Source organism: Tateyamaria armeniaca (assembly GCF_045797845.1).
In the GTDB taxonomy this organism is placed as follows: Bacteria; Pseudomonadota; Alphaproteobacteria; order Rhodobacterales; family Rhodobacteraceae; genus Tateyamaria; species Tateyamaria armeniaca.
The window spans coordinates 1,814,391-1,835,975 of the sequence record NZ_JBHDIY010000002.1 but is presented as its reverse complement, the minus strand read 5'-3'; the positions used below and the strand labels follow the sequence as shown (position 1 = coordinate 1,835,975).

Below are 21,585 nucleotides of genomic sequence, written 5' to 3'. Positions count from 1 at the left end.
ATGAAACATCTTTATACTGTGGCTTCGGCCGCATTGGTTTCGCTCGCCCTGACGCAGGGCGCGGGCGCACAGGACATGCCACCCCGCACCATCGGCTCGCTTGATGTGAATGCAGCCACGACTGCACCGCTTCAAGTCACGCGAAGCGTCCATGTCGATGCCGATCCCGAGGCAATCTTCGCAACGATCTCGAACAACGAGAACTGGGTCGGTTGGTTCGACAGCTTGGAGAGCGTTGACGGCCAAGACGATGCCCGCACCTTCACATTCGCGGGCGGCCAAGGGTCCCTGACGGAAAATATCGTGGCCTTCGACGCGCCGAACGTGTTCGCATGGGCCATTAGCGACGGCAATCCGCTGGGTCTGGAGGATCATCTCGGGGCACTTCACGTCATGCCGGATGCAGAAGATGGCGAAGGGTCGGTCGTGAGCCTTTCGGTCTTCTACAATCACCCCGACCTCGCCGAGATCGCACCCGCGACCGAAGGCGGCGGTACGACGATCACCGACGCGCTGGTCGGGGCCCATGGCGGCACGGTCGCGCAGGAGGTCTTCGGTACCGACACGATCACCATTCGCACGATGCGCGTGACCAATACCGGCGTCGACGACCTCTGGTCCGTGATGGTTGATGGCTTTGGCGATGTGGCGCAGTGGTCCAGCGTGATTTCCGAGGCGACGCTCTTCGGCAAAACCGATACCTCCAATGACGGCCTGCTCGGTGTTGGGCGTAAGTGCTTCATTCCGGGCTTCGGCTCGGAAGTGGAGGAGCGTGTGGTCGAGGTGGACCGCGAAGCGGGCCGCTTTGCCTATGAGGTGCTCGCTGGTCTGCCACCCTTCGCCTCGAACGGACACAGCCAGTGGGACTTCGAGGATCTGGGCGATGGCACGACTCTCGTAACCTCTACGATCACGATGCGCATCGCCGACGGGACGCCCGGCATGGCCGTCGGCATGACCAAGGGCAGCTTTCGCCAGTTGATGACCATCAGCATCGACGAATTCATCCACTTCGCGCACACAGGCGAGCCGCACCCGCGCGAACTCGCCAGCCGCTCTTAATATGCGAATCCTGACGCTCGCTTTGACGGGCCTTCTTGCGGCGCTTCCGGGCGCCGCAAGCCGTGCGGAGACGGTTGTAATCCCTGGCGCTCCCGATGCGATCATCCGCGTGGTCTCGCGCGTGGCAGGACCAGACCCCGCGCTGATCGTTGGCCTGCATGGATATGGTGCGCACGAGACCCAAATCGCGACGCTGCTGCCGGTCGACACTGCGGTCCCGCATATCTACGTCGCACTGCGCGCGCCCCTGATCTTGGCGGAGGGCGGCTACGCCTGGTTTCCGATACATTCAGGTGTGAGCGGCATCAATATCGCACCGGTTGTAGTCGAACGGGCGGTCAACGAACTCGCCCGACTTCTGCCACGTATGCGACTGAGGTCGGAGTGTCCGCAGAAAACATTCACATTTCCGGTTACTCCCAAGGCGGAACACTCGCACTCGCGCTTGCTTTGCAGCGGCCGGACGCCGCTCCGGGTGCTTGTCGCTCATGGCGCACGCGACCCGCTGATCTCCAAAGGTGAAATTGCTACCACCCGAAACGCGCTGTCCTCTCACGGGCGAGCGGTCACTGCATTCGACGAGGACGTGCCCCATGTCGTTGGCAACGCGGGGCGGCTGAGATTGCAGAGGTGGTTGGCAAGTACCATCACACGACAACATTAGGATCTCTATGCATCTCTTCCGTCTCTTTTGGACGCACCTGTTTGGGATATGGTGTCAAGACAGGACCAAAAAGCGGGCAAGCACCGTTCGAACATCCAGTTACTGCGCTTTTCCACAAAACGGATTGCTACAACGGCAATACCGCGGACCGGTCATTTGCCGCAGACGAAACAATGTCGTGGGTGCGCTCTTGGCAAGGACATAGAGCATGATGGGTGAGAGAAACTTCGAAGGGGAATAACTTAAGGAGCGCACAGAAAATCAGACTATGGAGCGGCTACGTTGAACTTGGTCGGATACTCACGACGATCTTTCCTATGTGGCTGTATTTTGTCATGTACGTGTAGGCATCCGAGATACCTGAGAGCGGGAAGACACGGTCGATGACGGGCTTAAGCTCTCCACTGGCCAAGAGTGGCATCAGGAAGTCCACTGCCCTTCGGCGGCGGTCTGCGTGATCCAGAAGGTGCCAAACCAAATGGAAGCCCCGAATTGTGATGCGTTTTGTCAGAATTGGATAGAACGTAAGCCCCGGTATCTTACCTGACTGAAACCCCATAAGGACCATTTTACCCTTTTTGACCAAAGCTTCGGCGGCGGGCGCGATCATGTCTCCGATCACGGAGTAGCAAACAAGGTCCACACCCTTGCCATTCGTGATCTCGTTCAGGCGTGCACAAATGTCCTCATCGTCGGTGACAATTACATGATCCGCGCCGACCTGCTTGAGGTCGGCAACCTTTTTCTGCATTCTCGTGGTCGTGACACTTTTGGCACTGGTCTGCTTGAGTATCTGGAAGGCGGCGGTTCCGACGCTGGAACTCCCTCCAGTAATGACGGCTGTTCTGCCCGCTGCGTCGGTGGGCATCTCGCCCGCTTGAACGATCATCCCATAAGCTGTTGCATAAGCCATCCAGAACGCTGCAGCATCCTCGAAACTGATACCTTCCGGGATCCGTTCCAAAGCATAAGCTGGCACGTTTATGACTTCGGCGAGGGTGCCATATTTGTCCCAATCGAACATTAGCAGAACGCAAACTCTGTCGCCCTCAGCGAACTTTGTTACACCAGAACCAACGCTGATGATCTCTCCAGCGCCTTCGGCACCCAGGGGTGCATTTGGGATTGGTGGCTCGACGAGATAGTGACCAGCGACATAAAATAACTCTGCCCGATTTTGGCCTGCCGCGCGCATGCGGATTTGCACTTCATCGGCCGCAGGCGACTGAACGGGCACATCGACGAGCCTGATTTTCTCGGGCCCTCCAAACGTGTCAAATTGTGCGGTGAGTGACATAGCTTGTCCTTATGGAGGGGAGTGTTCCCGCAAGACTACTGGTGCCTTTTCGCGAGATCACGTAGCGTATTGGCATTTCCATGGTGCAAAAATGCGAGGTCGGTTTGGACTGGGAAGATATCAAAACGTTGTGCGCCGTCGTTCAGCACAAGACGGTTCGTGGCGCGGGGGAAGCGCTTGGTGTCCATCACACGACGGTTGGTCGAAGGATCGATTCACTGGAAGAAAGCCTCGGTACCAGCCTGTTCAACCGAACGCCCGACGGGTTGCTTCTGACCTCTGCCGGAGAAAAACTTTTTGGGGTCGCGCAGACTTTTGGCGAAGCATTGATTGACGCAGAGCGGAGCATTTCTGGCCTTGATGATGAACTGACCGGTCCCTTGACTGTCACGATGCCCGAGCCGTTGCTCAATGCTCTCTTCATGCCAGAGCTGCCGAATTTCATTGCGCAACACCCGTCGATTGAATTGCGGTTCGATCCATCTTTGTCGATCCGGGACGTCGCCCGCCGAGAGGCGGATTTCGCGGTTAGGCTGGATAACAATCCGCCGGACGCTTTGGTGGGCAAACGCCTGTTCGCATATACAGAGGCGGCATATGCCACGCCCGACTATCTGTCTCGTGACCCAAAATCATATCGTTGGCTGGGTTGGGGACAGGCGACGCAAGGTGCGCCGGAATGGGTGCGGACATCCGAGTTTCCGGACAACCCCGTTTGGGGCGTCTTCCCGACAATCCCGGCGCAACACGCAGCGGCACGGGAAGGCTTAGGTCTTGCGATCCTGCCATGCTTGTTTGGCGATGCAGACCTGGACCTAAAGCGCGCAGGCAAGAGAGCTCCTGTCAAAAGCCGTGACATCTGGTTGCTTACGCATAACGATCTGCGCCAGACGGCGCGTGTCCAGGCCTTCATGGGCTTTGCGGAGGCGGTTTTACGCAAACATCGGAAGCGTCTTATCGGCGAGGCGTAGGTCTGTCGCGAAAACGCACCAATTATCTGCAAACATACTCCGTGATGTTGCGAAATTGCGCTGATAAATTCCGAACCAACGTAGCAGTTTTGGTTTGGAAACTCCCATGCTCGACACATCCAAAGACGTGCATCCGCGCATTAAGGAGCTAAGACTCGAGAGCGAGTATCCATTCGCGTCCCACTATATTCAGACGCCAATGGGTCGGATGCACTACCTTGATGAGGGTGCGGAGAATGAGCGCTCCACAGTGCTTGCGGTGCATGGCAATCCGACATGGTCGTTTCTCTATCGCGCACTGGTTAAGGGGCTCTCAGCGGAGCGTCGTATCGTTGTGCCGGATCACATCGGCTTCGGTCTGTCGGAAAAACCCGATGACGAAGCCGCCTATACGCTGAAGGCCCATATCGATCATCTTGAGGCGCTGGTCCTGCACCTTGATCTGACCGACATCACGCTTGTGATGCAGGACTGGGGCGGCCCCATTGGCCTTGGCGTCGCGGCTCGTCATCCGGGCCGAGATCAAGGCGCTTGTGGTGATGAACACATTTGGGTTCTACCCACCGGTCGACGGGATGAACCCGGAAAAACTCAAGTTGCCCCCGCCGCTCCTCATGATGCGGTCCAAAGGTCTCGGCGATTTCATGGTGCGCCGCTTGGGCTTCTTTGAGCGGCAGGTCATGACCATGGCCACAGCGACCGAACGCAAGGGTGCCACGAAGCGGGCTTATCGCGACATTTTCCGCAATAGTTCGGAGCGCGCCGGTGTCATCGCATTTCCGCGCATGATCCCGACCAACACCGCGCATCCGGCAGCCAAGATCCTGCTCGAAGAGACAGGCCCCTATGTCGAACAGTTTGACGGCCCTGCACATATCTTCTGGGGGCTGAAAGATCCGCTGATCCCAATCGGAGCTTTGGCCGCATGGAAGAAGCGTTTGCCACAAGCCGAAGTCACCGAGTTCAAAACGGCGCGTCACTACCTGCAAGACGACGAGTCCGACGCGCTTGTGCGTGAGCTCTGCAAATTTTTGGCGAACAAGGCCGATCAATCCACCACTCACACCTCACAAGGAAACGACGTATGACCCTAAAGGTATCCAGACGTTCCGTTTTGCAAGGGACCGTTGCAGCAGTTGCTTTCACTTCCGCAGTTCCCGCGCTCGCCAAAGAGTTTACGCCTTCTGCAGACATGCCATTCGAAAAGAAGTTCGTCGAAGTAAACGGCTCACAGATGGCCTATGTCGATGAAGGAAATGGCCCGGTTGTTCTATTCCTTCATGGAAATCCGACATCGTCCTACTTGTGGCGCAACATCATTCCATTCGTGAGCGACACACATCGCGCAATTGCACCCGATCTCATTGGCATGGGCGACAGCGGCAAGCCTGATATCGACTACACGTTCGCAGACCACGCAGAATATCTGGACGGTTTCATTGAAGGCCTCGGGTTGCAAGACATCACTCTGGTCATCCATGACTGGGGCTCGGTCCTGGGGATGCGATACGCGCGTCTGAACGAAAGCAACGTGAAAGCGGTGGCTTTCATGGAGGCGGGGATCCCACCCGCGCTTCCCGCACCCAGCCTTGAGGCGATGGGGGAGCCAAGTGCGCAACTCTTTGGGATGTTGCGCTCACCAGCAGGTGAAGAAGCGGTTTTGCAGGGTAACTTCTTTGTTGAAGAAGTCTTGGGCAAGATGGCCGTCGCGACACCGCTTTCGCAAGAGGTACTGGACAACTACCGCGCACCATTCCCAACGCCTGAAAGCCGCAAACCCACTTTGGTCTGGCCGCGACAGATACCCATCGCTGGCGAGCCTGCGGACACCGCGGAAGTGATCATTGCCAATGGTGACTGGCTGTACTCGACCGACATGCCCAAATTGATGCTGCACGTCGCACCCGGTGCGCTAATGCCGCCACCGGTCGTTGAATACGTGAAGGCCAACGCGTCAAATCTGGAAGATGTGTTCCTCGGCCCCGGCGTTCACTTCGTCCAAGAAGATCACCCTGAAGCCATCGGTCGCGCCCTGCGCGATTGGATCGACCGGTTGCCGAGCTGAGGAGCGAAAAAATGAGCACGCAAACCCCCGTCTTTCTTGTCGCATCCCTTCGCGTCGAAGACATGGCCGGCTTTCAGGCTGGCTATGTCGCGCCTTTGAAAGCGATCAACGACCGGCACGGTGTCGAAACCATTGTCGCCACTCCTCAGCTGGATGCCCTTGAGGGAGAACTCAAGGCCAACGTCATGGCGGTTTTGCGCTTCGGGTCGCAGGCGGCGTTGGACGCCTGGTATTCCGATCCGGACTATCAGCCACTGATCGAAGTACGACACGCCGCAACCGATCAGACAGCATCTACCCTCATCGCGCTGACACCAATGGCTTAACCGCCTGAATACAGAAGAAAGACAAAAACATGAGCTTTGAAATTGCCCTGATCGGCTTCGCGCTTGTCACCATGACCGCGCTATTAATTGAGATTGCCTATGCCTATATTACCCAAGGCTTCGGCTACGGCTTCTCCTCCAACCGCCCTATGGTAGAACGAGGTGCTCTAGGCCTACGCATTCAGCGCGCTTACCAAAACCAGGTCGAGTCTGCCGGTTACATCGTTCCGGTTTTGGCTGCCGCGGCACTTCTAGGCGTCACAGGTCAGGGTCCAGCGTTTGCGGCAGCAGTCATAGTCTTCGGACGCGCCGCTTTTGTGCTTCTGTACTACACGGGCATCCCGTTCATTCGTATCCTGGGCTTTACTTGCGGCTCCCTCGGGTCATTGTATCTCGGAATTCAGTGCCTTCTTGCTGTCGGCTTTTGAGCTTCGAGCGCTTGCTCCCGGTCCACAGAGCACTGCATGTGGACGCATGTATCTAACCGCTTGAGCAACATCTCTTGGTGACTGTTCAACTTGCAAGGATCGTGAGGTTCCTTTTTGGACTGCGCAGAAACGTTCTTTTTGTTTGGAGATCAAAGTTGCAAAGCGCGATCGGTGGGGTCACTGCGTCCGCTCGTGGCGCTTCTTGGTGGTTCTGATGATGGGCAGCACCTTGCATCTAGGCTCGAGACGAACTTAAGGCGGCGTCGCACAATAGTCTGCACAAAGGAGATGTGATTTGCGGGACTTTCCCGATCTTTGCTTCACTTCTTGCGGTGATCCGGTTCCTTGAGCGAGGCATTCGGAGTCGATCGATCATGTGAAGTAACCGCTGCTTTAATTCCTAGTTTCAACCGCTCCAATAGCGGTCATCACTGCCAATAGGTCGGTAAAGTACCGGCTCTCGACGATCTTGCCGTCCTCCAGGCGGAACAGCGTGACGTCTGGCACGTCGACGGCTGCACCCGAGGCCGGAGCGCCGAGAAAAGGGCCGTCTTGCGCGCCATTGAGGCGACCGCGCACGATCACCGTATCCTCCTCAGCAATCGTCGCCTCGACCGTCATCCGCAGGCTCGGGAAACCTGCGAACAGCTCGGCATTGAACGCCATCGCGGCATCCAGCCCTTCCATGGGGGGATGAGAATGAAAGTAGGTTCGCACATTTGGTGCGACGTAAGCGCGCCACACGTTTTCCCAACCGGCGTTTGTTCCCCAACCGTCATTGAACATTTTCAGGACGGTCGCGACGTTGGCCTCCTCTTTCGACGTGCGACCTAGTGCGGCTTCGGCTGGCGTGTCAGTGTCCATAGGCCTTCTCCATACAGTGTGTATGGGCGAGGTTGTTGACGATCGCTCCTTTAATGTCAATACATACTGTATGGAAGCACCCAATTCATCTCGCCTTGATCCAAATGCTTGGGTCCGCGCTGCCTATGAAATGTTTGAAGAAGGCGGAGTTTCGGCCGTGCGTATCGATCCGCTCGCCAAGAAGCTTGGGATCACACGCGGGAGTTTCTACTGGCACTTCGAAAACCGGGCCGCCCTTCTGCGTGCGCTTCTTGATCGGTGGGTCGAAGGAGAAACGGAACGTGTGATTGAGGAGAACGAACGAGGTGGCGGAACGGCTTCAGACCGCTTGCGACGTCTTCTGTGGACCTGCGCAACGGAAGATGGTCGCCTTGAGATGGGGGTCCGCGAGTGGGCGGGAGGCGACGAAAATGCACGCGAGATCGTCCGGCGTGTGGATGACAGGCGCATCGCTTACATGGCTGACCTTGCCCGCGAAGCCGGAGCGCCAAATAGCGATGCCAAGGCGAGAGCACGCATCGCTTATGTTGCTTGGCTTGGATTTTACACGGGTATCGCACCAACCACGACCGAACAGCGGATCGCTGATATGGATCAGCTCCATTGCATGATGGTGTCTTCCTAGAGTGCAAGCTGACCAGAAAGACATGCAAGGCGTTCTTGGTTTAAATGTTTCAGCGATCGCTATTTTGGAAAGACCGCGAATTTCAACATGACGATAGCAACTTGATCGCGGAACCCGCCATTCGCTGTGCTGCAGAAACCTGATAGGTAAGTGATCAATCCGGACTTTAGCTGCGTAGTGTTCAGACATAGCATGGCGGGACAAACCGGACTCTCGCGGGCAAAACACGAACGGCTGCTTATTGCACTATTCCTTTAGCACTTTGCGGAACTCGGACGGTGTGCTTCCAGCGAAAGAGCGGAACGCGCGGTTGAATGCGCTGAGCGAGCTAAAACCTGACTCTCCCGCAATTTGAATGATCGACAAATCATCATGGGCCAAAAGCTGGATGGAACGGATCATACGCAATCTCGTGAGCGTTTCCGACCAGGTCATGCCGACATCTTCACGAAAACGCCGCTGCATACTGCGTTCTGACAGACCAACCCCATGCGCAACCTCACCGGCCGTGATCGTCCCGGCAAGGCGCACGTCGGTCAGGTCTATGGCACGCCGCAATACCGGGTCCGTTGCAGTGGGTCGTTTAACATCGAGCGATTTCCTCACGAGACCAGCGCAAACATTGAGCAGCGTCAGAAAAAACGGCTCTGCCTCAGGCGGCTGCGGGGCGTCCGGCCCCCAATCTTTGCAGTATTGGATCATCTGCCGCGCCATTGGAGACATCTGAAATACTGTTGGCGTATCAGGCAGGCTTACGCAAAATCTGGGCGAGGTCAGTACGGAACAGGTTGTCACGGGATTATCTATATCAACGGAAATTGGCGTATTTGCAGGCACCCAAGCAGCGAACGAGGGTGGTAGCAGCCAACCGTCTCTTGCGACAGCGACCCGCAAGGCTCCGCTGGCGGCATAGAGCAGATAGTCACGGTCAAAGACCGCGTCCAAAGGGGGACGCGGCTCAATATCTTGGAAGAAACAATATGCCCTCGGACGGTCTGCCATCATACCTCAGACGGTATCGACTTCGGCCACCATGGTCACCGGCGGCTTTGTCATCAGGGGGCGCAGACCCACGCCAAGGTTCGCAAAGATTTCGCTCGCACGGTAAGCCTCGAACTGCGCCATCGTCTCCCAGTGCTGCAGGATCGCGATGCCATCATCCGAAGGTTTGCGATAGAGCGCGTAATGCGCACAGCCCGACATTGCCCGAACGTTGTCTGCCTGTCTGACAAACAAAGTAATTGCATAATCAAGGATGTCAGGGGCGAAGTCCGCTTCGACGGTGATCAATTTCATAGCTCGTCCCTCCTACAGATCTTCTGCATTGCCGATTGCAATCCGTGTGATCAGTCCGCGCGGTTCACGCAGCGCAACATCCATGACGACAAAGCCATCTGCCCCTCTTACAAGCTGCGAGCAACTGTTCTGGGGGCCATTGTCCCAGTCGATACAGTAGCGGTCTTCTTCGAGTCTCCATGTTCCGACAAGTTTCGATCCAGCAGGAAGCTGCGCTGCGGCGGAACCGCTTTCGCCGTAATAGATTGGCGCTGTCCCGCCCTCAGGCGCACCCGGTGCCCCGACAGGAATGTCGACATAAAGCGTATTGCCGGTAATCAGCGCACTAAGTTGGGCAGCATCCATAGTTTCATTCGCTGCAACGTTTGATCCGATAAGTACAGTCGCAAGCAGTGCAGTGTGAAATGTGCAGATTCTTGTTTTCATGATTTGGTCCTTTCGTTGATGAACCAAACTTGTCGGAAATTGACATGGCGATCTTCCACATGATCGCCAATTCCACGCCCTGAACCGCCATTCGTGCAGAACGCAGCGTTGGTCAATAAGGGCTTGGAGCCGCCATCGGAGCAATCGCGGCATCTGCTGGGCAAGGGAAGTTCGTTCCGTTAAGGACGGTCCAATCCGGACCTTCATCCACGGAAAGTCATGCTGCGGTGCGGCCCGTCAGAGGAGACATTCATTGCGAGCAAATGAACCAAAATGCGGAGGAGGTTGGCTACTCGGACAAAGCCCCAATTTGCCGAACCTCCTCTGATAGCCGACTTAAACATTTTGCTATTGCAGCAAAAAGCACCTCAGGTGAGGTCAGGCAGACGCATCAACTTCAATTTGCTTCACCCCGAAGAAGATCGAATAGAGCGTCGGCACGATGATCAGCGTCAGGATCGTCGCAAAGCTGAGCCCGCAGATGATGACAACAGCGAGAGATTTGAAGAACGGATCCCAAAGCAGCGGTACGACGCCAAGGACCGTGGTCAACACGCCCAGAGAGACTGGTCGCACGCGACTGACAGCGGCATCGACCACAGCGGACATGCGCGCCTTGCCATCCCCTATCTGGCTGTCCGTCTCGTCGATCAGGACGATTGCATTCTTGATGAGCATGCCAGTCAGCGACAACACCCCCAGAATGGCCATGAATTCCAGCGGCGTCTGAGTACCCGCAAGCCCGTAAATCACGCCGATCAGCGCAAGGGGTACGACCAGCCAGATGATGATGGTTTGCCGCCACGCGTTGAAGAGGAACAGAACCACAAAGAACATGGCCCCGAACCCGATGGGCATCGTTGCGGCAAGGCCTGCATTGGCCTCGGCGCTGTTCCCGAATTCGCCTTTCCATTCCAGGCTGTACCCCGGTGGCAATGCGATGGCGTCGATTGGCCCTTTCACTGCGTCAAAGAGATCACCGGACAGAACGCCGGGTGCGTTGTCGGATTGCGCGGTGATGGCCAATTGGCGGTCGATGCGCCGCAGGTTTCCGGCCTCAAACACAATGTCGAACCTGTCCACCACCTGACTGATGGGGATGTATCCGCCAGTCGCCGCGCTAAAGACCTGAATGTTGCGCATCTCGGCGATGTCATTGCGCGCCGACTCGACCGGGCGCATGACTACATTGCGCAACTCATCCCCTTCACGGTACACGCCCAAAGTCGTCCCCGTCAGATGGCTGTAGATTGCATTGGAAATCTCGCCTTGGGTCAGTCCTATCCTGCGCGCATTGTCGATGTCGATCACGGGACGCACCACAGGTATCTGCTCGCGCCAGTCGTCCTTGACCGCGACGGCCCCTGCCCCTGACATGATCGCCTTGGCCTGCGCGGACAGGTCTCTCAACACCACAGCGTCCGGACCAAAGAACCGCGCTTCGACTTTCGAACCGCCCCCGGGGCCAAGCACAAACTTCCAGACCTTGGCGTTTGCCTCGGGGTATGTTTCATCGATGTGGGTCTGCAACATGGGGCGCAATTCATCAATGACTGCAAAATCTTCGACATCTACAAGGATCTGCCCGTAAGCCGCGTTGCTGTTCTCGGATTCGTAGATCAGCATGAAACGCAAGTGTCCGCCGCCGATGGCGGTGTTGGTGCCTGTGACCCCATCCAGGCCTCGTGCAAATTCAGCGATCTCCAGAATATCACTTTCGGTGCTGGTGATGTCCGTGCCTTGCGGCAGGAAGTAGTCGATCACGAACTGTGCGCGCGTGGAGGACGGGAAAAACCCGGCAGGCACGGCGCTGAACATCGCAATGGCCGAAGCGAACAGGGCTACCACAAGACCAACTGTGATCCAGCGCACGCGAATGGCAAGGGCGAGCAGACGGCGATAGCCGCTGAGGATTGCGTTTTCCTTTTCCTCCGCGTCTCCGGTGCCCGACTTGAGCAGCACGGAGCAATAGTATGGCGTCAACCAGATCGCGACGAGCCAAGAAAACAGAAGCGCAATGGCAATGGTCCAGAACAGGCTGCCTGCATACTCGCCAGTATTGTCTGGGGAAAAGCCGACCGGTGAAAACGCAAGAATGCCAACGATAGTCCCACCCAGAAGCGGCCACATCGTCTGTTTCACCACGGCGCGCGATGCCTTTGCGGCATCTTCCCCGCGCTGGACCCGCACAAGTGTCCCTTCAACCACGACGATGGCATTGTCGACCAGCATACCCAGCGCAATGATCAGCGCCCCGAGGGAAATGCGCTGCATGTCGAGGCCATAAAGGTACATGCCAAAAAGCGTGCCCGCGACGGTGACCAGCAGGATGCCCCCCATCAGCACGCCAGAGCGTAGCCCCATGAACACCAGCAACGTGCCGACAACAATCGCAAGGGCCACAGCCACGTTGACGACAAAGTTGTCGACGGACGCTTTGACGGTCTCTCCTTGATCCGAAATCGGCAGGATGTGGATGCCGATGGGTCGGTCGCTTTCAAGCTCGGCGATACGTTCGTTCACCGCTTGCGCCATGTTGACGACATTACCACCCAGCATGTTGGACACACCAATCCCGATGGCTTGTTGACCATTTCGGTACAGCAACGACGATGCGGGTTCTTTCAGCCCTCGATAAACCTCCGCAATGTCGCGCAACCGATAGGACGTACCCGTCTGCGGATCAGTGATCAACAGCGCCTCGATGGCCTCGGTCGAACCAACTGCACTTTCGGGGCGTACCAGCAAACGCGCAGCGCCTGCTTGTATCGATCCTGCTGGGGTGACTAGGTTTTGCCCTTCCAGAAGCTGCTGGATTTGTGACGGCGCAAGGCCCAGTTCGGTCAGCCGGGCGGGTGAGTATTCGACATAAATGACCTCTTCCTGCACCCCGTTCAGAACGACCTTGGACACGCCATCGACGGTGACCAGTTCGCGCTGCAGATCCTTGGCGTATTCATACAGGTCTGAAATCGTGAATCCTTCACCCACAACCGCATAGTATTGAGCGTAGACATCGCCAAAATCGTCATAGACTTGGCTGGCCAGCGCATTGGGCGGCAGTTCAGACTGCGCATCCAGTATCTTGGAGCGCATCTGAGAAAATTTCTGGTTCAATTCCGGGTAATCCGGCGTCGAAGCGATGGTGAATTCGACCGTCACAGTGCTGAGGCCCGGCGAGGAGACCGAGCGCACTTCGTCCACGCCTTGAAGCTGTTGCAATGCGTTTTCAACGACTTCAGTGACTTCTTCGGCTACTTCCTCGGCAGAAGCGCCCGGATAGGGGGTAAAGACCTGCGCTTGGCGGATGACGAATTCCGGGTCCTCAAAGCGGGGCAGAACCGTGTAGGCGAAATACCCGGCGTAGAGGATAAGCAAAGTCGCAACATAAGAGATCAGGCGCTTTTCCAGCGCGAACCGGGCAAGATCCATGGACTCAGTTCCCGACTTGGCGGATGGGGCGGATGGTCATGCCGTCCAGTATCTCACTGACGCCTGCTGAAACGACCATATCGCCTGCCGACAAGCCGCTCGAAATGATGACATCCGCTCCGCTGGCCGCTCCCAACGCGACCGCTTGCTCGGACACCAATCCCGCGGCATCGACCAACCAGACAAAGGGTTTGCCGTCGGGCGTGGCCGCGATGGCCGAGAGCGGCGCAAGCACCTGCACCCCTGCACCTTCGGTTGAGGCGACCACATTGGCGACCATGCCCGGCAAAATCACGGCCCCTTCGGGCACATCAACTGCGACGCGCCCGCGATAGGTTTGAGTGGCGCTGTTGGCCTGAACGGAAAACTCGACAGATTCTGCTGGAAATTCCTGACCGGGAAGTGCGTCGAAAAAGACGGTATTCGAAATCTGACCCGGACCGTTGCGGGTCAGCTCGATCACATCCGGGCCGGGAATATCGAAGGCCAGGTGGACGACATCCAAACCTTGCAAAAGAACAATGCTTTGTCCCGCCTGCACGTTCGAAAAATTCTCTATATCGCGACGCGCGACAATCCCGTCAAACGGCGCGATCAGGGTGGTGTCCGACAAGGCGTCCCGCGCCACTTTGATCTGTGCATCAATGCCACGAATTGCGGCCTCCGAGGCCGCAACATCCTCGGGGCGCCCCCCACCTGACCAATGCGCAACTGCTCTTGCTGCGCGCGCAAATTGGCTTCGGCGACACGGAAATTCGCCTGCGCACTTTCGACTTGCGCGCGGGTCGACACGCCGCGATCCAAAAGCTCTTCTGCACGGTCCAATGCCTCGCGCGTCTGGTCGACCTGCGCCTGCGCAGATTCAACAGCGGCTTCGAGCGCCACAATCTCCTCTACACGCGCACCGGCCTTCAAGGCCTCAAGTTGCGCGACGGCCTGATCCCGTTGGCTTTGCAATGCAGAAAGCTGGTTTTCGTAGTCGCGTTTGTCGATCTGTGCGATGATATCCCCGGCCGCGACGTTGCTTGCGGCGCGAACCGGCAGGTCAATCACCTGTCCAGACACTTTGAATGACAATTCGATCTCGCGTGAGGGCAGCACCGAAGCTGGGTAGCGCCTTGAAATCGTTGCATCTGTTGCCGTGACCTCGGCCACCTTTGCGGGACGGATCGGCTGCTCTTGCGCGCCACTCCACGTAGCCGAAATCACGCTAGCAACTGCTGCCAACGCAGTGATGCAGTACCAATTCATTGATTCCGCTCCCCAAAATGACCTGGTCCACTGTAGCATTCCCAAAAAGCTTGAGTAGGCGAAAGTGAAGAATTGAGCGGCCTTACCGCAAAGACTTGAGAGCGGAGTGTAGCCTTCTAGAGCAAATATTAACCGCCCCATATTAACCGCCCCCTCCTCGCCCAGCGCTTGTCACAAATCCCGACCACGCCCTCTCCGAGGCACGCTTGCGGTCCAACAAATCCGATCGTGCATAGGCCCGCTCGACATCAGAGCCGACCTTGTGGGCGAGCGACATCTCAGCCACTTCGCGGGACGCACCGGCCTCTTCGGCTGCCCAGTCGCGAAAAGTTGAGCGGAAACCATGCACTGTGACACCCTCAATCTTCATGCGACGCAGGAGCATCAGCATCGACATGTTCGACAGCGGCTGGTGGCGTTTCTGTCCTTCGAGGATAAATACAGACTCCAGGGCGCGCAGAGGCTCCAGGATGCCGATCATCGCTTCGATCAGCGGTAGCCTGTCCACTTCACCCGACTTCATGCGATCGGGTGGACAGGTTCAGACGCCCGCCTCCCAATCGATCTCTGCCCAGCGCATGCCAAGCACCTCGCAGGTACGTGCACCGGTCAGGCACGTGAACATCAGCGTCTTCGCAGCCATGACAGTCTTCATACTCAGGGCTGAATAGAACGCCGACACGTCTCTCCTACGCATCGCCTTGTAATGGACCGGCCGCGCCTTGACCTTGCGCAGCGCCTCCGCCTCCTTGATCGCCGTGACGGGGTTCTCGCCCGATCGCAGATCTTTGGATCGTGCCACATCGAGTACGGTCTTGATCCGCTGTGACAGACACTTGGCGGTCTCATGCTTCTCGGTCCAGACCGGACTGAGGCACATCATGACTTCCGGCTGGCCGATGCTGTCGATGGGCATGCGACCGATCGTTGGGAACGGATAGTCGCGCAAGGTGTTGAGCCATTGTAGGCCGTGTTTGGCATTCCTCCATGTCGGCGACCGCTCAATATGCATCTGCCATGCCACGTCCTCGAACGTCGGCACTTCATTGTTCGCGTTGAATCGCGGACTGAGCCCCTACTTGGCGATGCGCCGTTAGGCCAACGCGCACTCCCGCGCCTGCCGCAAAGGCACGATATCTGCACCCCCCAGCCCGAAATCCGTCCGAAGTCGCACGCCCTTGCGGTTTTTCTGCCCCTTCACAACCACCCGCACGATCCACCGCCGCGCCCAGGACGGATCGAAAACTAAGTACAACCCGTTCCCATCCCCGTGTCGACCTGGCCCGAGATTCTCAACAAGCTTCTTTGTCAACTTTCCGGATAAGGCCGTGCAAATGGCACATTAAGTACCACCCAAGGAGTAGAATCGCATGTCATCAGAAAGAGCTCACGAAAACCCAGTGGCAACATCAGCAAGCTGAAATACAAAAAAAGAACGCTCTATGCGGCCCAATCGAAGTCTTTAAGTGTGGGTTTTGGCGGACCGAGGAGGATTCGAACCCCCGACCCCCTGATTCGTAGTCAGGTACTCTATCCAGCTGAGCTATCGGTCCACGTTTGGGCGGTTTAGTCGCGCGGGCGAGGCTTTGCAAGGGTCTTCTTTGGCCAAATCGGGCGCGCCGTCAAATCCCGTCGCCCTTTGGCAAACGAATGGAAAACACAGTGCCCGCAGGGCCAGTGCGGTCCAGTTCCAATGCACCGCCATGCGCGCGGATCAACTCGGATGCGATGGCAAGGCCAAGGCCCGTGCCGCCCTTGCTCACCCCGCCCTGAAACGGAGTGAACAGATGCTCTTGCGCCCGTTTGGGCAGGCCGGGGCCGGTATCCGCAATCTCGATCCACCAGTTGTCTTCGTCCTCATAGGCCGAGACGCTGATTTCGCCTGGTTTGCCGCTGGCCACAATCGCCTGGCGGGCGTTGCGCACAAGGTTCGATACCACCCGGAACAACTGCTCCGGGTCCGCGCGCAAGGTGAATAAGGGCGGGATGTTCTCGCTCAGTGACAGATCGTTTTCGCCAACGGCCAGCCGTTCGCTGTCCAATACGTCCGCCACGATGTCGTCGAGCGTCAGCATGGTCAGCGTGGGGCTTGGTTCTTCGGCCTTGCCAAAGGCGAGCGTGCTTTCACACAAGTGCACGGCCCGTGTGATCGACCCCACCAGCTTAGGCGCCATGCGCCGCACAAGAGGGTCCTCGGAGGACTCGATGCGGTCGGTGAACAGCTGGGCCGAGGTCAGGATGTTGCGCAAATCGTGGCTGATCTTGGAGACAGCCGATCCAAGTTGCGCAAGGCGATCCTTTTGGCGCAACGCGGCGATCAGTTCGGTCTGCATGGCGCGCAAGGCCTCTTCGGCTTCGCGCAATTCGGTGACGCCTGCATTGGGCGTGATGATACGGCGCGCGTCCTCGGGCGCAGCGGCGTAGCGTTGCATATGTCCGACGACCCCGCGGATGGGTTTCACGATGATGGCCCGCACCGCGATGAACAAAAGGAAGGCGGTGACCACGGAGATCACTGCCGACAGGATCAGGATGCGAATGCCGTAATCGATCATCGCCATCCGCATCGGCGCGGTTTCCATGGTGATCTCGATCAGCAGACCCGCCTCGCGCACCGGGGCACCGATCACGCGGATCACCTGGTTTTCAGGCTCTGTCAGCCGCATCATGGCATCGCGGATCAGCACCATGGCCGTGCCTTCGCGCAGGTCATAGGTTGCGTCGATGGGGCGTGGCATGGGCGTGGCCAGCATCAACTGGCGCACTTCATCGCGGCGCAGCACGACGTTGAAAACCCCCGCGTTTTCCAGCAATTCCCTTTCAAGCTCACTGTCGATCATGTCGTCTGCAAGCAGCGCCAGTGACGCGATCTGTGCCCGCTCCAGCCGGTTCTGCAGATAATCCTCGCGGAACCGCGCAATCGACGGCACGAAAATCAGGATTTCGGCCAGCATCACAAAGATCGTCGTCAGGATCAGGAAGCGGCCAGAGAGGGAATTCAACATGATGTAATCTGTTCAGGGAATGAAGCGCTGCACAAGCCCAACAACACGTTTGACCAGATCACTTTCGAACAGGCGGGGGCTGAAATAGGCACCGGCAGCGCGTTTGTTGACCTCACCTATGGTAGGGTATGGTGCGACCATCGCCGCGACCTGGCTCATCTTCATCTTGTTGGCCAGCACCAGCGCCCAGAGGTTGATCAAATCGCCCGCCTGATGCCCCGCGATGGAGGCCCCGACGGGCCGTCCCTTGACCACCATGACCTTGATCAGGCCTTTGGTCTTGCGTTCGGCGATGGCCCGGTCGTTGTGTTCATAGTGAAACCGCACGACCTCCAGCTTGTCGCCGTGCTCCTTTTTCGCCTGAGCCTCGGTCATCCCGACCTGCGCCAGTTCCGGGTCCGTGTAGGTGGCCCATGGGATATGACTGGTCTTGGCCTTGGACGGCAGCCCGAACAACATCGAGCGGATGATAACGCCTGCATGATAGCCAGCCACGTGGGTGAATTGCAGCCCACCTGCGACATCACCAATGGCATAGACACGCCTGTTCGAGGTGCGCAGGGACGCATCCACCTTGATCCCCGTTTTGGTCCGCTCGATCCCGGCGGCGTCCAGTTTCAGGCTTTCCGTATTGCTTTTGCGCCCGACAGCCACCAGCAGATGCGATCCGGTGAATGTGCGCCCATCCTCGGTGTGAACGGTGATAGACCCGTCCGCACCTTCAATCTTGGTCGCCTTCGCATCTTCGGCAATGTCGATGCCTTCCGCGCGCAGGGTTTCAAGTACGATATCGGCCATCTCCGGGTCATCCTTGCCCAGCGCCTTGGCCCCTTCGATCACTGTCACCCGGGACCCGAGGCGTATATGGGCCTGCGCCATCTCCATCCCGATGGGCCCACCGCCGATGATCAGCAGGTGTTCGGGGCGTTCACGCAACTCCCACAGGGTTTCATTTGTGATGTAGGGCACCGTGTCGATGCCGTCGATGGGTGGCACCAATGGGCTGGACCCGGTTGCAATCACGATACGGCGCGCGGTGATCACCGTATCGCCCGCCTGCACTTCGGTTTCGGATATGAAATGCCCAAATTCGCGGATCACGTTGACCCCGAACCCCTCGAACCGTTCTTGGGAATCCACCGGTTCAATCTGCGCGATGACGCCGTGCACGTGATCCTTGGCGGCGCCATAGTCGATCTTAGGTGTGACGTTCGCGACCCCATAAACCTCACTGTGGTTTTGACCATGGGCCGCCTTGCCGCTGGCAATCAGCGCCTTGGACGGAACACAGCCGTAGTTGAGGCAATCGCCCCCCATCTTGTGCCCTTCCAGCAGGACCACGTCGGCCCCCATCTGGCTGGCCCCGGCGGCCACGGACAAACCACCCGACCCGGCCCCGATGACCAGAATATCCGTCTTGATACGTTTCATCGGTATTACAGACCTTTTTTGCCGCGCACGGCCTTGAGAACGATGGGCAAGGCGGCGAGCGCGCACAGGCCAAGGATGGGAAGCAAGATTGCCGGCTCGAATATAATGCCAAGGTTTGGCGTCTCACCCCGGTCAAACACTTCGCCAAGGCCCGCACCGACCGACGTGTAGACAACTGCCCCCGGAATGATCCCGATAAAGGTCGACATCGCGTATCGGCCAAGCGGGACACCGACAAGTGCCGGCACAAGGTTGGCGACAAAGAACGGAACGGCAGGCACAAGGCGGATCAGGAACAGCATCGACCACTGGTTTTCATCGATCCCTTCCTTGATCTTTTTGATCAGCCCGTCGCTTGTGTCCATTTTGGCGGCCAGCCGTTCACCAAGGCCCCAGCGTGCGGCAAGAAAGATGGCAATGGCCCCGATGGTGGCCCCTGTCACGTTGAACAGCGCGCCCGGAAACGTCGCGAACAGGAACCCTCCCGTCAGCGTCATCACCGCAGCACCCGGCAGTGAAAAGCCCACGATGGCGGCATAGGCGGCCATAAACACAATCGCCGTCAAAAGGTAATTGCTGTCCCGGAATGACAAAAGTGCCTCACGGTTGTCCGCAAGTGTCTGGAAATTCAGGTAATCCTTGAGCGTGAACGCACCGATGGCAGCTACGGCCACAATGATGATCAGGGGCAGTTTGCGCATCAAACCGCTGCTGTTGGGCTGACTTGTGTCGGACATTTCGTTTTCCTTTTTGTCGTCGCTCATCGCTCGGCCCCGCATGTTGGGGCTGTTGTGACGTCAAACTGTGCGTTCCACACCCCTGAAAACAGGCGCATCACGCTCGGTTGAACGGAAGTGCCCGAATCCGGGCCTATTTCCGGGCAAGTGAAACAAAGAACGCGACATGGCGTCGAAATGTTGCAAGGCACGCGCATTTTTGCACGCCAAGGGTTTGACTTGCCGCGGCCTGCCCTTTAGAGGACGGGCTTCGAATACTGCCTGACCCCGAATCCGCGGGGCATAGGCCAATAGATCCGGAGCCAAAGCGATGAAACGCACCTTTCAACCTTCGAACCTCGTGCGCAAACGGCGTCACGGTTTCCGTGCGCGCATGGCAACCAAAGCTGGCCGCAAAATCCTGAACGCCCGCCGCGCCCGCGGCCGGAAGTCGCTCAGCGCCTAAAGCCGCGCCACCACAGGTTTCAAAATGATCCCGCCAGAGGCCCCTTTGCCCAACGACACCGTTGGACAGGGCACGCCTGAGGCGGGTCATTTGCGTTTGGAGACCCTGACGGCGCGCAGCGATTTCCTGCGTGCGGCGCGCGCCAAACGGATCGTGACCCCCGCCTTCGTGCTGCAATACCGCGCCCGTACTGAGGGCGAGGCCATCCGCGTCGGCTTTACCTGTTCGAAAAAGTGGGCAATGCCGTTGCCCGCAACCGCGCCAAACGGCGCTTGCGCGAGATTGCGCGTCTTGTCTTGCCGCATCACGGGACCAAAGGAACCGATTACGTGCTGATTGGACGCGCTGATGTGACAGCGACGCGCCCCTTCGATCTGATGCTGGACGATCTACGCGATGCGTTAAGGCGCGCGAAATGAGTCCCCTTGCCTATGTCCTCTCCCTGCCCGTGCGCACCTATCGCCTCGTCTTTTCCCCGTGGGTCGGGTTCAACTGCCGCTATCAACCCACGTGCAGCGCCTATGCGCTGGATGCCTTGCACAAACACGGCGGGATCAAGGGCGCATGGATGACCCTGCGACGCATCGGGCGGTGTCACCCGTGGGGCGGGACAGGCTATGACCCGGTGCCGGAGCGGGACGATCCGTAATCACTGCTTTTCAAAGGTGATGATCACATCGCCGATGTCGATCCCTGCCCGCTTCATGTAGGCGCGGTTAAGCAGGCGATCCTCGCTCAGCAACCACATCCAGTCGTCAAAGGTGACGCGCAGCGTTCCGTCGGGCACCGGAAGGTCGATCTCGTATTTCCAGTTAAAGGTGTCGCCCTGCTCTTCGCCCGCGGCCTCACCGATCACGCCGGGGGCCGTGCCGCGCCAAGTGTCTTCCCCGGTTTTCAGCAGGGTCCACACACGCTGTTCGGTGCTGCCATCCTCGTAAACGAAATCCTCAACGAGGGTCAGCGTCTGTCCATCCCACGTGCCGTTGATTTCGACATCGAACCGGCGGCGGACTGTGCCGAACACGTCCTGAAACTGCCCATAGGCCAGAACCTGCCCGTCAAAGAACTCTTCGAGGTTCAGCTGCCGTTCGGACAGTTTTTCGTCCTGCAATGCAGGCTTGCCCGTGCACGCGGCCATCAGGCCAAGGCCCAGCACAAGAACGATCCGCAATATCATGGCATCCCCCAATGACTTCTCAGGGTTACGCGCACGCGCCCCTTTTGGTTCACACAAGGCGTGGTATAGAGCGAGTGACCCCG

26 protein-coding genes, 1 tRNA gene and 1 pseudogene are annotated in these 21,585 nt (G+C 58.0%); 12 read left to right on the top strand and 16 right to left on the bottom strand.

Translation table 11 applies throughout. The annotated features are described in order from the left end of the window. Together ACERZ8_RS09380 and ACERZ8_RS09375 are read left to right on the top strand one after the other, a co-directional pair. Complete coding sequence (locus ACERZ8_RS09380) at positions 1-1,062, top strand: SRPBCC family protein (protein ID WP_407591938.1); 1,062 nt, start codon at positions 1-3, stop codon at positions 1,060-1,062. 1 nt (position 1,063) lies between these two features. After that, entirely contained in the window at positions 1,064-1,726 is a 663-nt protein-coding gene (locus ACERZ8_RS09375) for an alpha/beta hydrolase (RefSeq protein WP_407591937.1), read from the top strand. 277 nt (positions 1,727-2,003) lie between these two features. On the opposite strand, the gene ACERZ8_RS09370 is transcribed toward ACERZ8_RS09375, so the two are convergent. Beyond that, positions 2,004-3,023, bottom strand: a complete 1,020-nt coding sequence (locus ACERZ8_RS09370; RefSeq protein ID WP_407591936.1) for a zinc-dependent alcohol dehydrogenase family protein — start codon at positions 3,021-3,023, stop codon at positions 2,004-2,006. Positions 3,024-3,127: 104 nt separating this feature from the next. Here ACERZ8_RS09370 and ACERZ8_RS09365 point away from each other — a divergent pair, with 104 nt between their 5' ends. From ACERZ8_RS09365 to ACERZ8_RS09340, 6 genes are all read left to right on the top strand, one after another. Further along, positions 3,128-3,994 (top strand): LysR family transcriptional regulator, encoded by an 867-nt coding sequence (locus ACERZ8_RS09365; RefSeq protein WP_407591935.1) that lies wholly within the window; start codon positions 3,128-3,130, stop codon positions 3,992-3,994. Positions 3,995-4,100: 106 nt separating this feature from the next. Next, on the top strand, positions 4,101-4,664 hold the full coding sequence (locus ACERZ8_RS09360; RefSeq protein ID WP_407591934.1) for an alpha/beta fold hydrolase: 564 nt from the start codon (positions 4,101-4,103) through the stop codon (positions 4,662-4,664). Next, positions 4,570-5,082 carry an alpha/beta fold hydrolase gene (locus ACERZ8_RS09355; protein WP_407594226.1) on the top strand — a complete coding sequence of 171 codons (513 nt, stop codon included), beginning with the start codon at positions 4,570-4,572 and terminating at the stop codon, positions 5,080-5,082. The genes ACERZ8_RS09360 and ACERZ8_RS09355 overlap by 95 nt, the downstream gene beginning before the upstream one ends. After that, the gene (locus tag ACERZ8_RS09350; RefSeq protein ID WP_407591933.1) at positions 5,079-6,059 is read left to right on the top strand and encodes a haloalkane dehalogenase; all 981 of its coding nucleotides are present in this window, start codon (positions 5,079-5,081) and stop codon (positions 6,057-6,059) included. The genes ACERZ8_RS09355 and ACERZ8_RS09350 overlap by 4 nt, the downstream gene beginning before the upstream one ends. Before the next feature lie 11 nt (positions 6,060-6,070). Continuing rightward, on the top strand, positions 6,071-6,385 hold the full coding sequence (locus tag ACERZ8_RS09345) for a DUF1330 domain-containing protein (protein ID WP_407591932.1): 315 nt from the start codon (positions 6,071-6,073) through the stop codon (positions 6,383-6,385). Between the two features lie 29 nt (positions 6,386-6,414). Then, a complete protein-coding gene (locus ACERZ8_RS09340; RefSeq protein ID WP_407591931.1) occupies positions 6,415-6,813 on the top strand; it encodes an MAPEG family protein in 399 nt (132 codons plus the stop codon). Positions 6,814-7,206: 393 nt separating this feature from the next. On the opposite strand, the gene ACERZ8_RS09335 is transcribed toward ACERZ8_RS09340, so the two are convergent. Continuing rightward, positions 7,207-7,677, bottom strand: coding sequence for an ester cyclase (locus tag ACERZ8_RS09335; protein WP_407591930.1), 471 nt, complete (start codon positions 7,675-7,677; stop codon positions 7,207-7,209). A 22-nt stretch (positions 7,678-7,699) separates the two neighbouring features. Here ACERZ8_RS09335 and ACERZ8_RS09330 point away from each other — a divergent pair, with 22 nt between their 5' ends. After that, the gene (locus tag ACERZ8_RS09330) at positions 7,700-8,302 is read left to right on the top strand and encodes a TetR/AcrR family transcriptional regulator (RefSeq protein ID WP_407591929.1); all 603 of its coding nucleotides are present in this window, start codon (positions 7,700-7,702) and stop codon (positions 8,300-8,302) included. A 246-nt stretch (positions 8,303-8,548) separates the two neighbouring features. Here ACERZ8_RS09330 and ACERZ8_RS09325 read toward each other — a convergent pair whose 3' ends face one another. The 13 genes from ACERZ8_RS09325 to ACERZ8_RS09265 all read right to left on the bottom strand — a co-directional run bounded on the left by ACERZ8_RS09325 (position 8,549) and on the right by ACERZ8_RS09265 (position 19,880). Continuing rightward, positions 8,549-9,307 carry an AraC family transcriptional regulator gene (locus ACERZ8_RS09325; RefSeq protein WP_407591928.1) on the bottom strand — a complete coding sequence of 253 codons (759 nt, stop codon included), beginning with the start codon at positions 9,305-9,307 and terminating at the stop codon, positions 8,549-8,551. A 3-nt stretch (positions 9,308-9,310) separates the two neighbouring features. Next, positions 9,311-9,598 (bottom strand): putative quinol monooxygenase, encoded by a 288-nt coding sequence (locus ACERZ8_RS09320; RefSeq protein ID WP_407591927.1) that lies wholly within the window; start codon positions 9,596-9,598, stop codon positions 9,311-9,313. Between the two features lie 12 nt (positions 9,599-9,610). Further along, a complete protein-coding gene (locus ACERZ8_RS09315) occupies positions 9,611-9,943 on the bottom strand; it encodes a hypothetical protein (protein WP_407591926.1) in 333 nt (110 codons plus the stop codon). Between the two features lie 459 nt (positions 9,944-10,402). Continuing rightward, complete coding sequence (locus ACERZ8_RS09310; RefSeq protein WP_407591925.1) at positions 10,403-13,456, bottom strand: efflux RND transporter permease subunit; 3,054 nt, start codon at positions 13,454-13,456, stop codon at positions 10,403-10,405. A 4-nt stretch (positions 13,457-13,460) separates the two neighbouring features. Continuing rightward, positions 13,461-14,084, bottom strand: a complete 624-nt coding sequence (locus ACERZ8_RS09305; protein WP_407591924.1) for an efflux RND transporter periplasmic adaptor subunit — start codon at positions 14,082-14,084, stop codon at positions 13,461-13,463. Beyond that, positions 14,051-14,707, bottom strand: coding sequence for an HlyD family secretion protein (locus ACERZ8_RS09300; RefSeq protein WP_407591923.1), 657 nt, complete (start codon positions 14,705-14,707; stop codon positions 14,051-14,053). The genes ACERZ8_RS09305 and ACERZ8_RS09300 overlap by 34 nt, the downstream gene beginning before the upstream one ends. A gap of 142 nt (positions 14,708-14,849) precedes the next feature. Further along, positions 14,850-15,230, bottom strand: coding sequence for a tyrosine-type recombinase/integrase (locus tag ACERZ8_RS09295; RefSeq protein WP_407591922.1), 381 nt, complete (start codon positions 15,228-15,230; stop codon positions 14,850-14,852). Positions 15,231-15,248: 18 nt separating this feature from the next. Then, positions 15,249-15,731: a tyrosine-type recombinase/integrase gene (locus ACERZ8_RS09290; protein WP_407591921.1), complete on the bottom strand. Its 483-nt coding sequence runs from the start codon at positions 15,729-15,731 to the stop codon at positions 15,249-15,251. 69 nt (positions 15,732-15,800) lie between these two features. After that, on the bottom strand, positions 15,801-16,019 hold the full coding sequence (locus ACERZ8_RS09285) for an integrase arm-type DNA-binding domain-containing protein (protein WP_407591920.1): 219 nt from the start codon (positions 16,017-16,019) through the stop codon (positions 15,801-15,803). A gap of 164 nt (positions 16,020-16,183) precedes the next feature. After that, positions 16,184-16,260 (bottom strand) — tRNA-Arg (locus ACERZ8_RS09280). A gap of 69 nt (positions 16,261-16,329) precedes the next feature. Next, a complete protein-coding gene (locus ACERZ8_RS09275; RefSeq protein WP_407591919.1) occupies positions 16,330-17,712 on the bottom strand; it encodes a sensor histidine kinase in 1,383 nt (460 codons plus the stop codon). Positions 17,713-17,724: 12 nt separating this feature from the next. Continuing rightward, positions 17,725-19,143: a dihydrolipoyl dehydrogenase family protein gene (locus ACERZ8_RS09270; RefSeq protein WP_407591918.1), complete on the bottom strand. Its 1,419-nt coding sequence runs from the start codon at positions 19,141-19,143 to the stop codon at positions 17,725-17,727. A gap of 5 nt (positions 19,144-19,148) precedes the next feature. Next, entirely contained in the window at positions 19,149-19,880 is a 732-nt protein-coding gene (locus ACERZ8_RS09265; RefSeq protein ID WP_407594225.1) for a TVP38/TMEM64 family protein, read from the bottom strand. 310 nt (positions 19,881-20,190) lie between these two features. Here ACERZ8_RS09265 and rpmH point away from each other — a divergent pair, with 310 nt between their 5' ends. From rpmH to yidD, 3 genes and pseudogenes are all read left to right on the top strand, one after another. Continuing rightward, positions 20,191-20,325, top strand: a complete 135-nt coding sequence (rpmH, locus tag ACERZ8_RS09260; RefSeq protein WP_012177012.1) for a 50S ribosomal protein L34 — start codon at positions 20,191-20,193, stop codon at positions 20,323-20,325. A gap of 24 nt (positions 20,326-20,349) precedes the next feature. Continuing rightward, positions 20,350-20,744 (top strand): annotated as a pseudogene (rnpA, locus tag ACERZ8_RS09255) (ribonuclease P protein component). Next, a complete protein-coding gene (gene yidD / locus ACERZ8_RS09250; RefSeq protein WP_407591917.1) occupies positions 20,741-20,974 on the top strand; it encodes a membrane protein insertion efficiency factor YidD in 234 nt (77 codons plus the stop codon). The pseudogene rnpA and the gene yidD overlap by 4 nt, the downstream one beginning before the upstream one ends. Here the strand turns inward: yidD and ACERZ8_RS09245 are convergent, their stop codons facing one another. Next, positions 20,975-21,502 carry a DUF3833 domain-containing protein gene (locus ACERZ8_RS09245; protein ID WP_407591916.1) on the bottom strand — a complete coding sequence of 176 codons (528 nt, stop codon included), beginning with the start codon at positions 21,500-21,502 and terminating at the stop codon, positions 20,975-20,977. It abuts the gene before it with no gap. Positions 21,503-21,585: the final 83 nt, after the last annotated feature.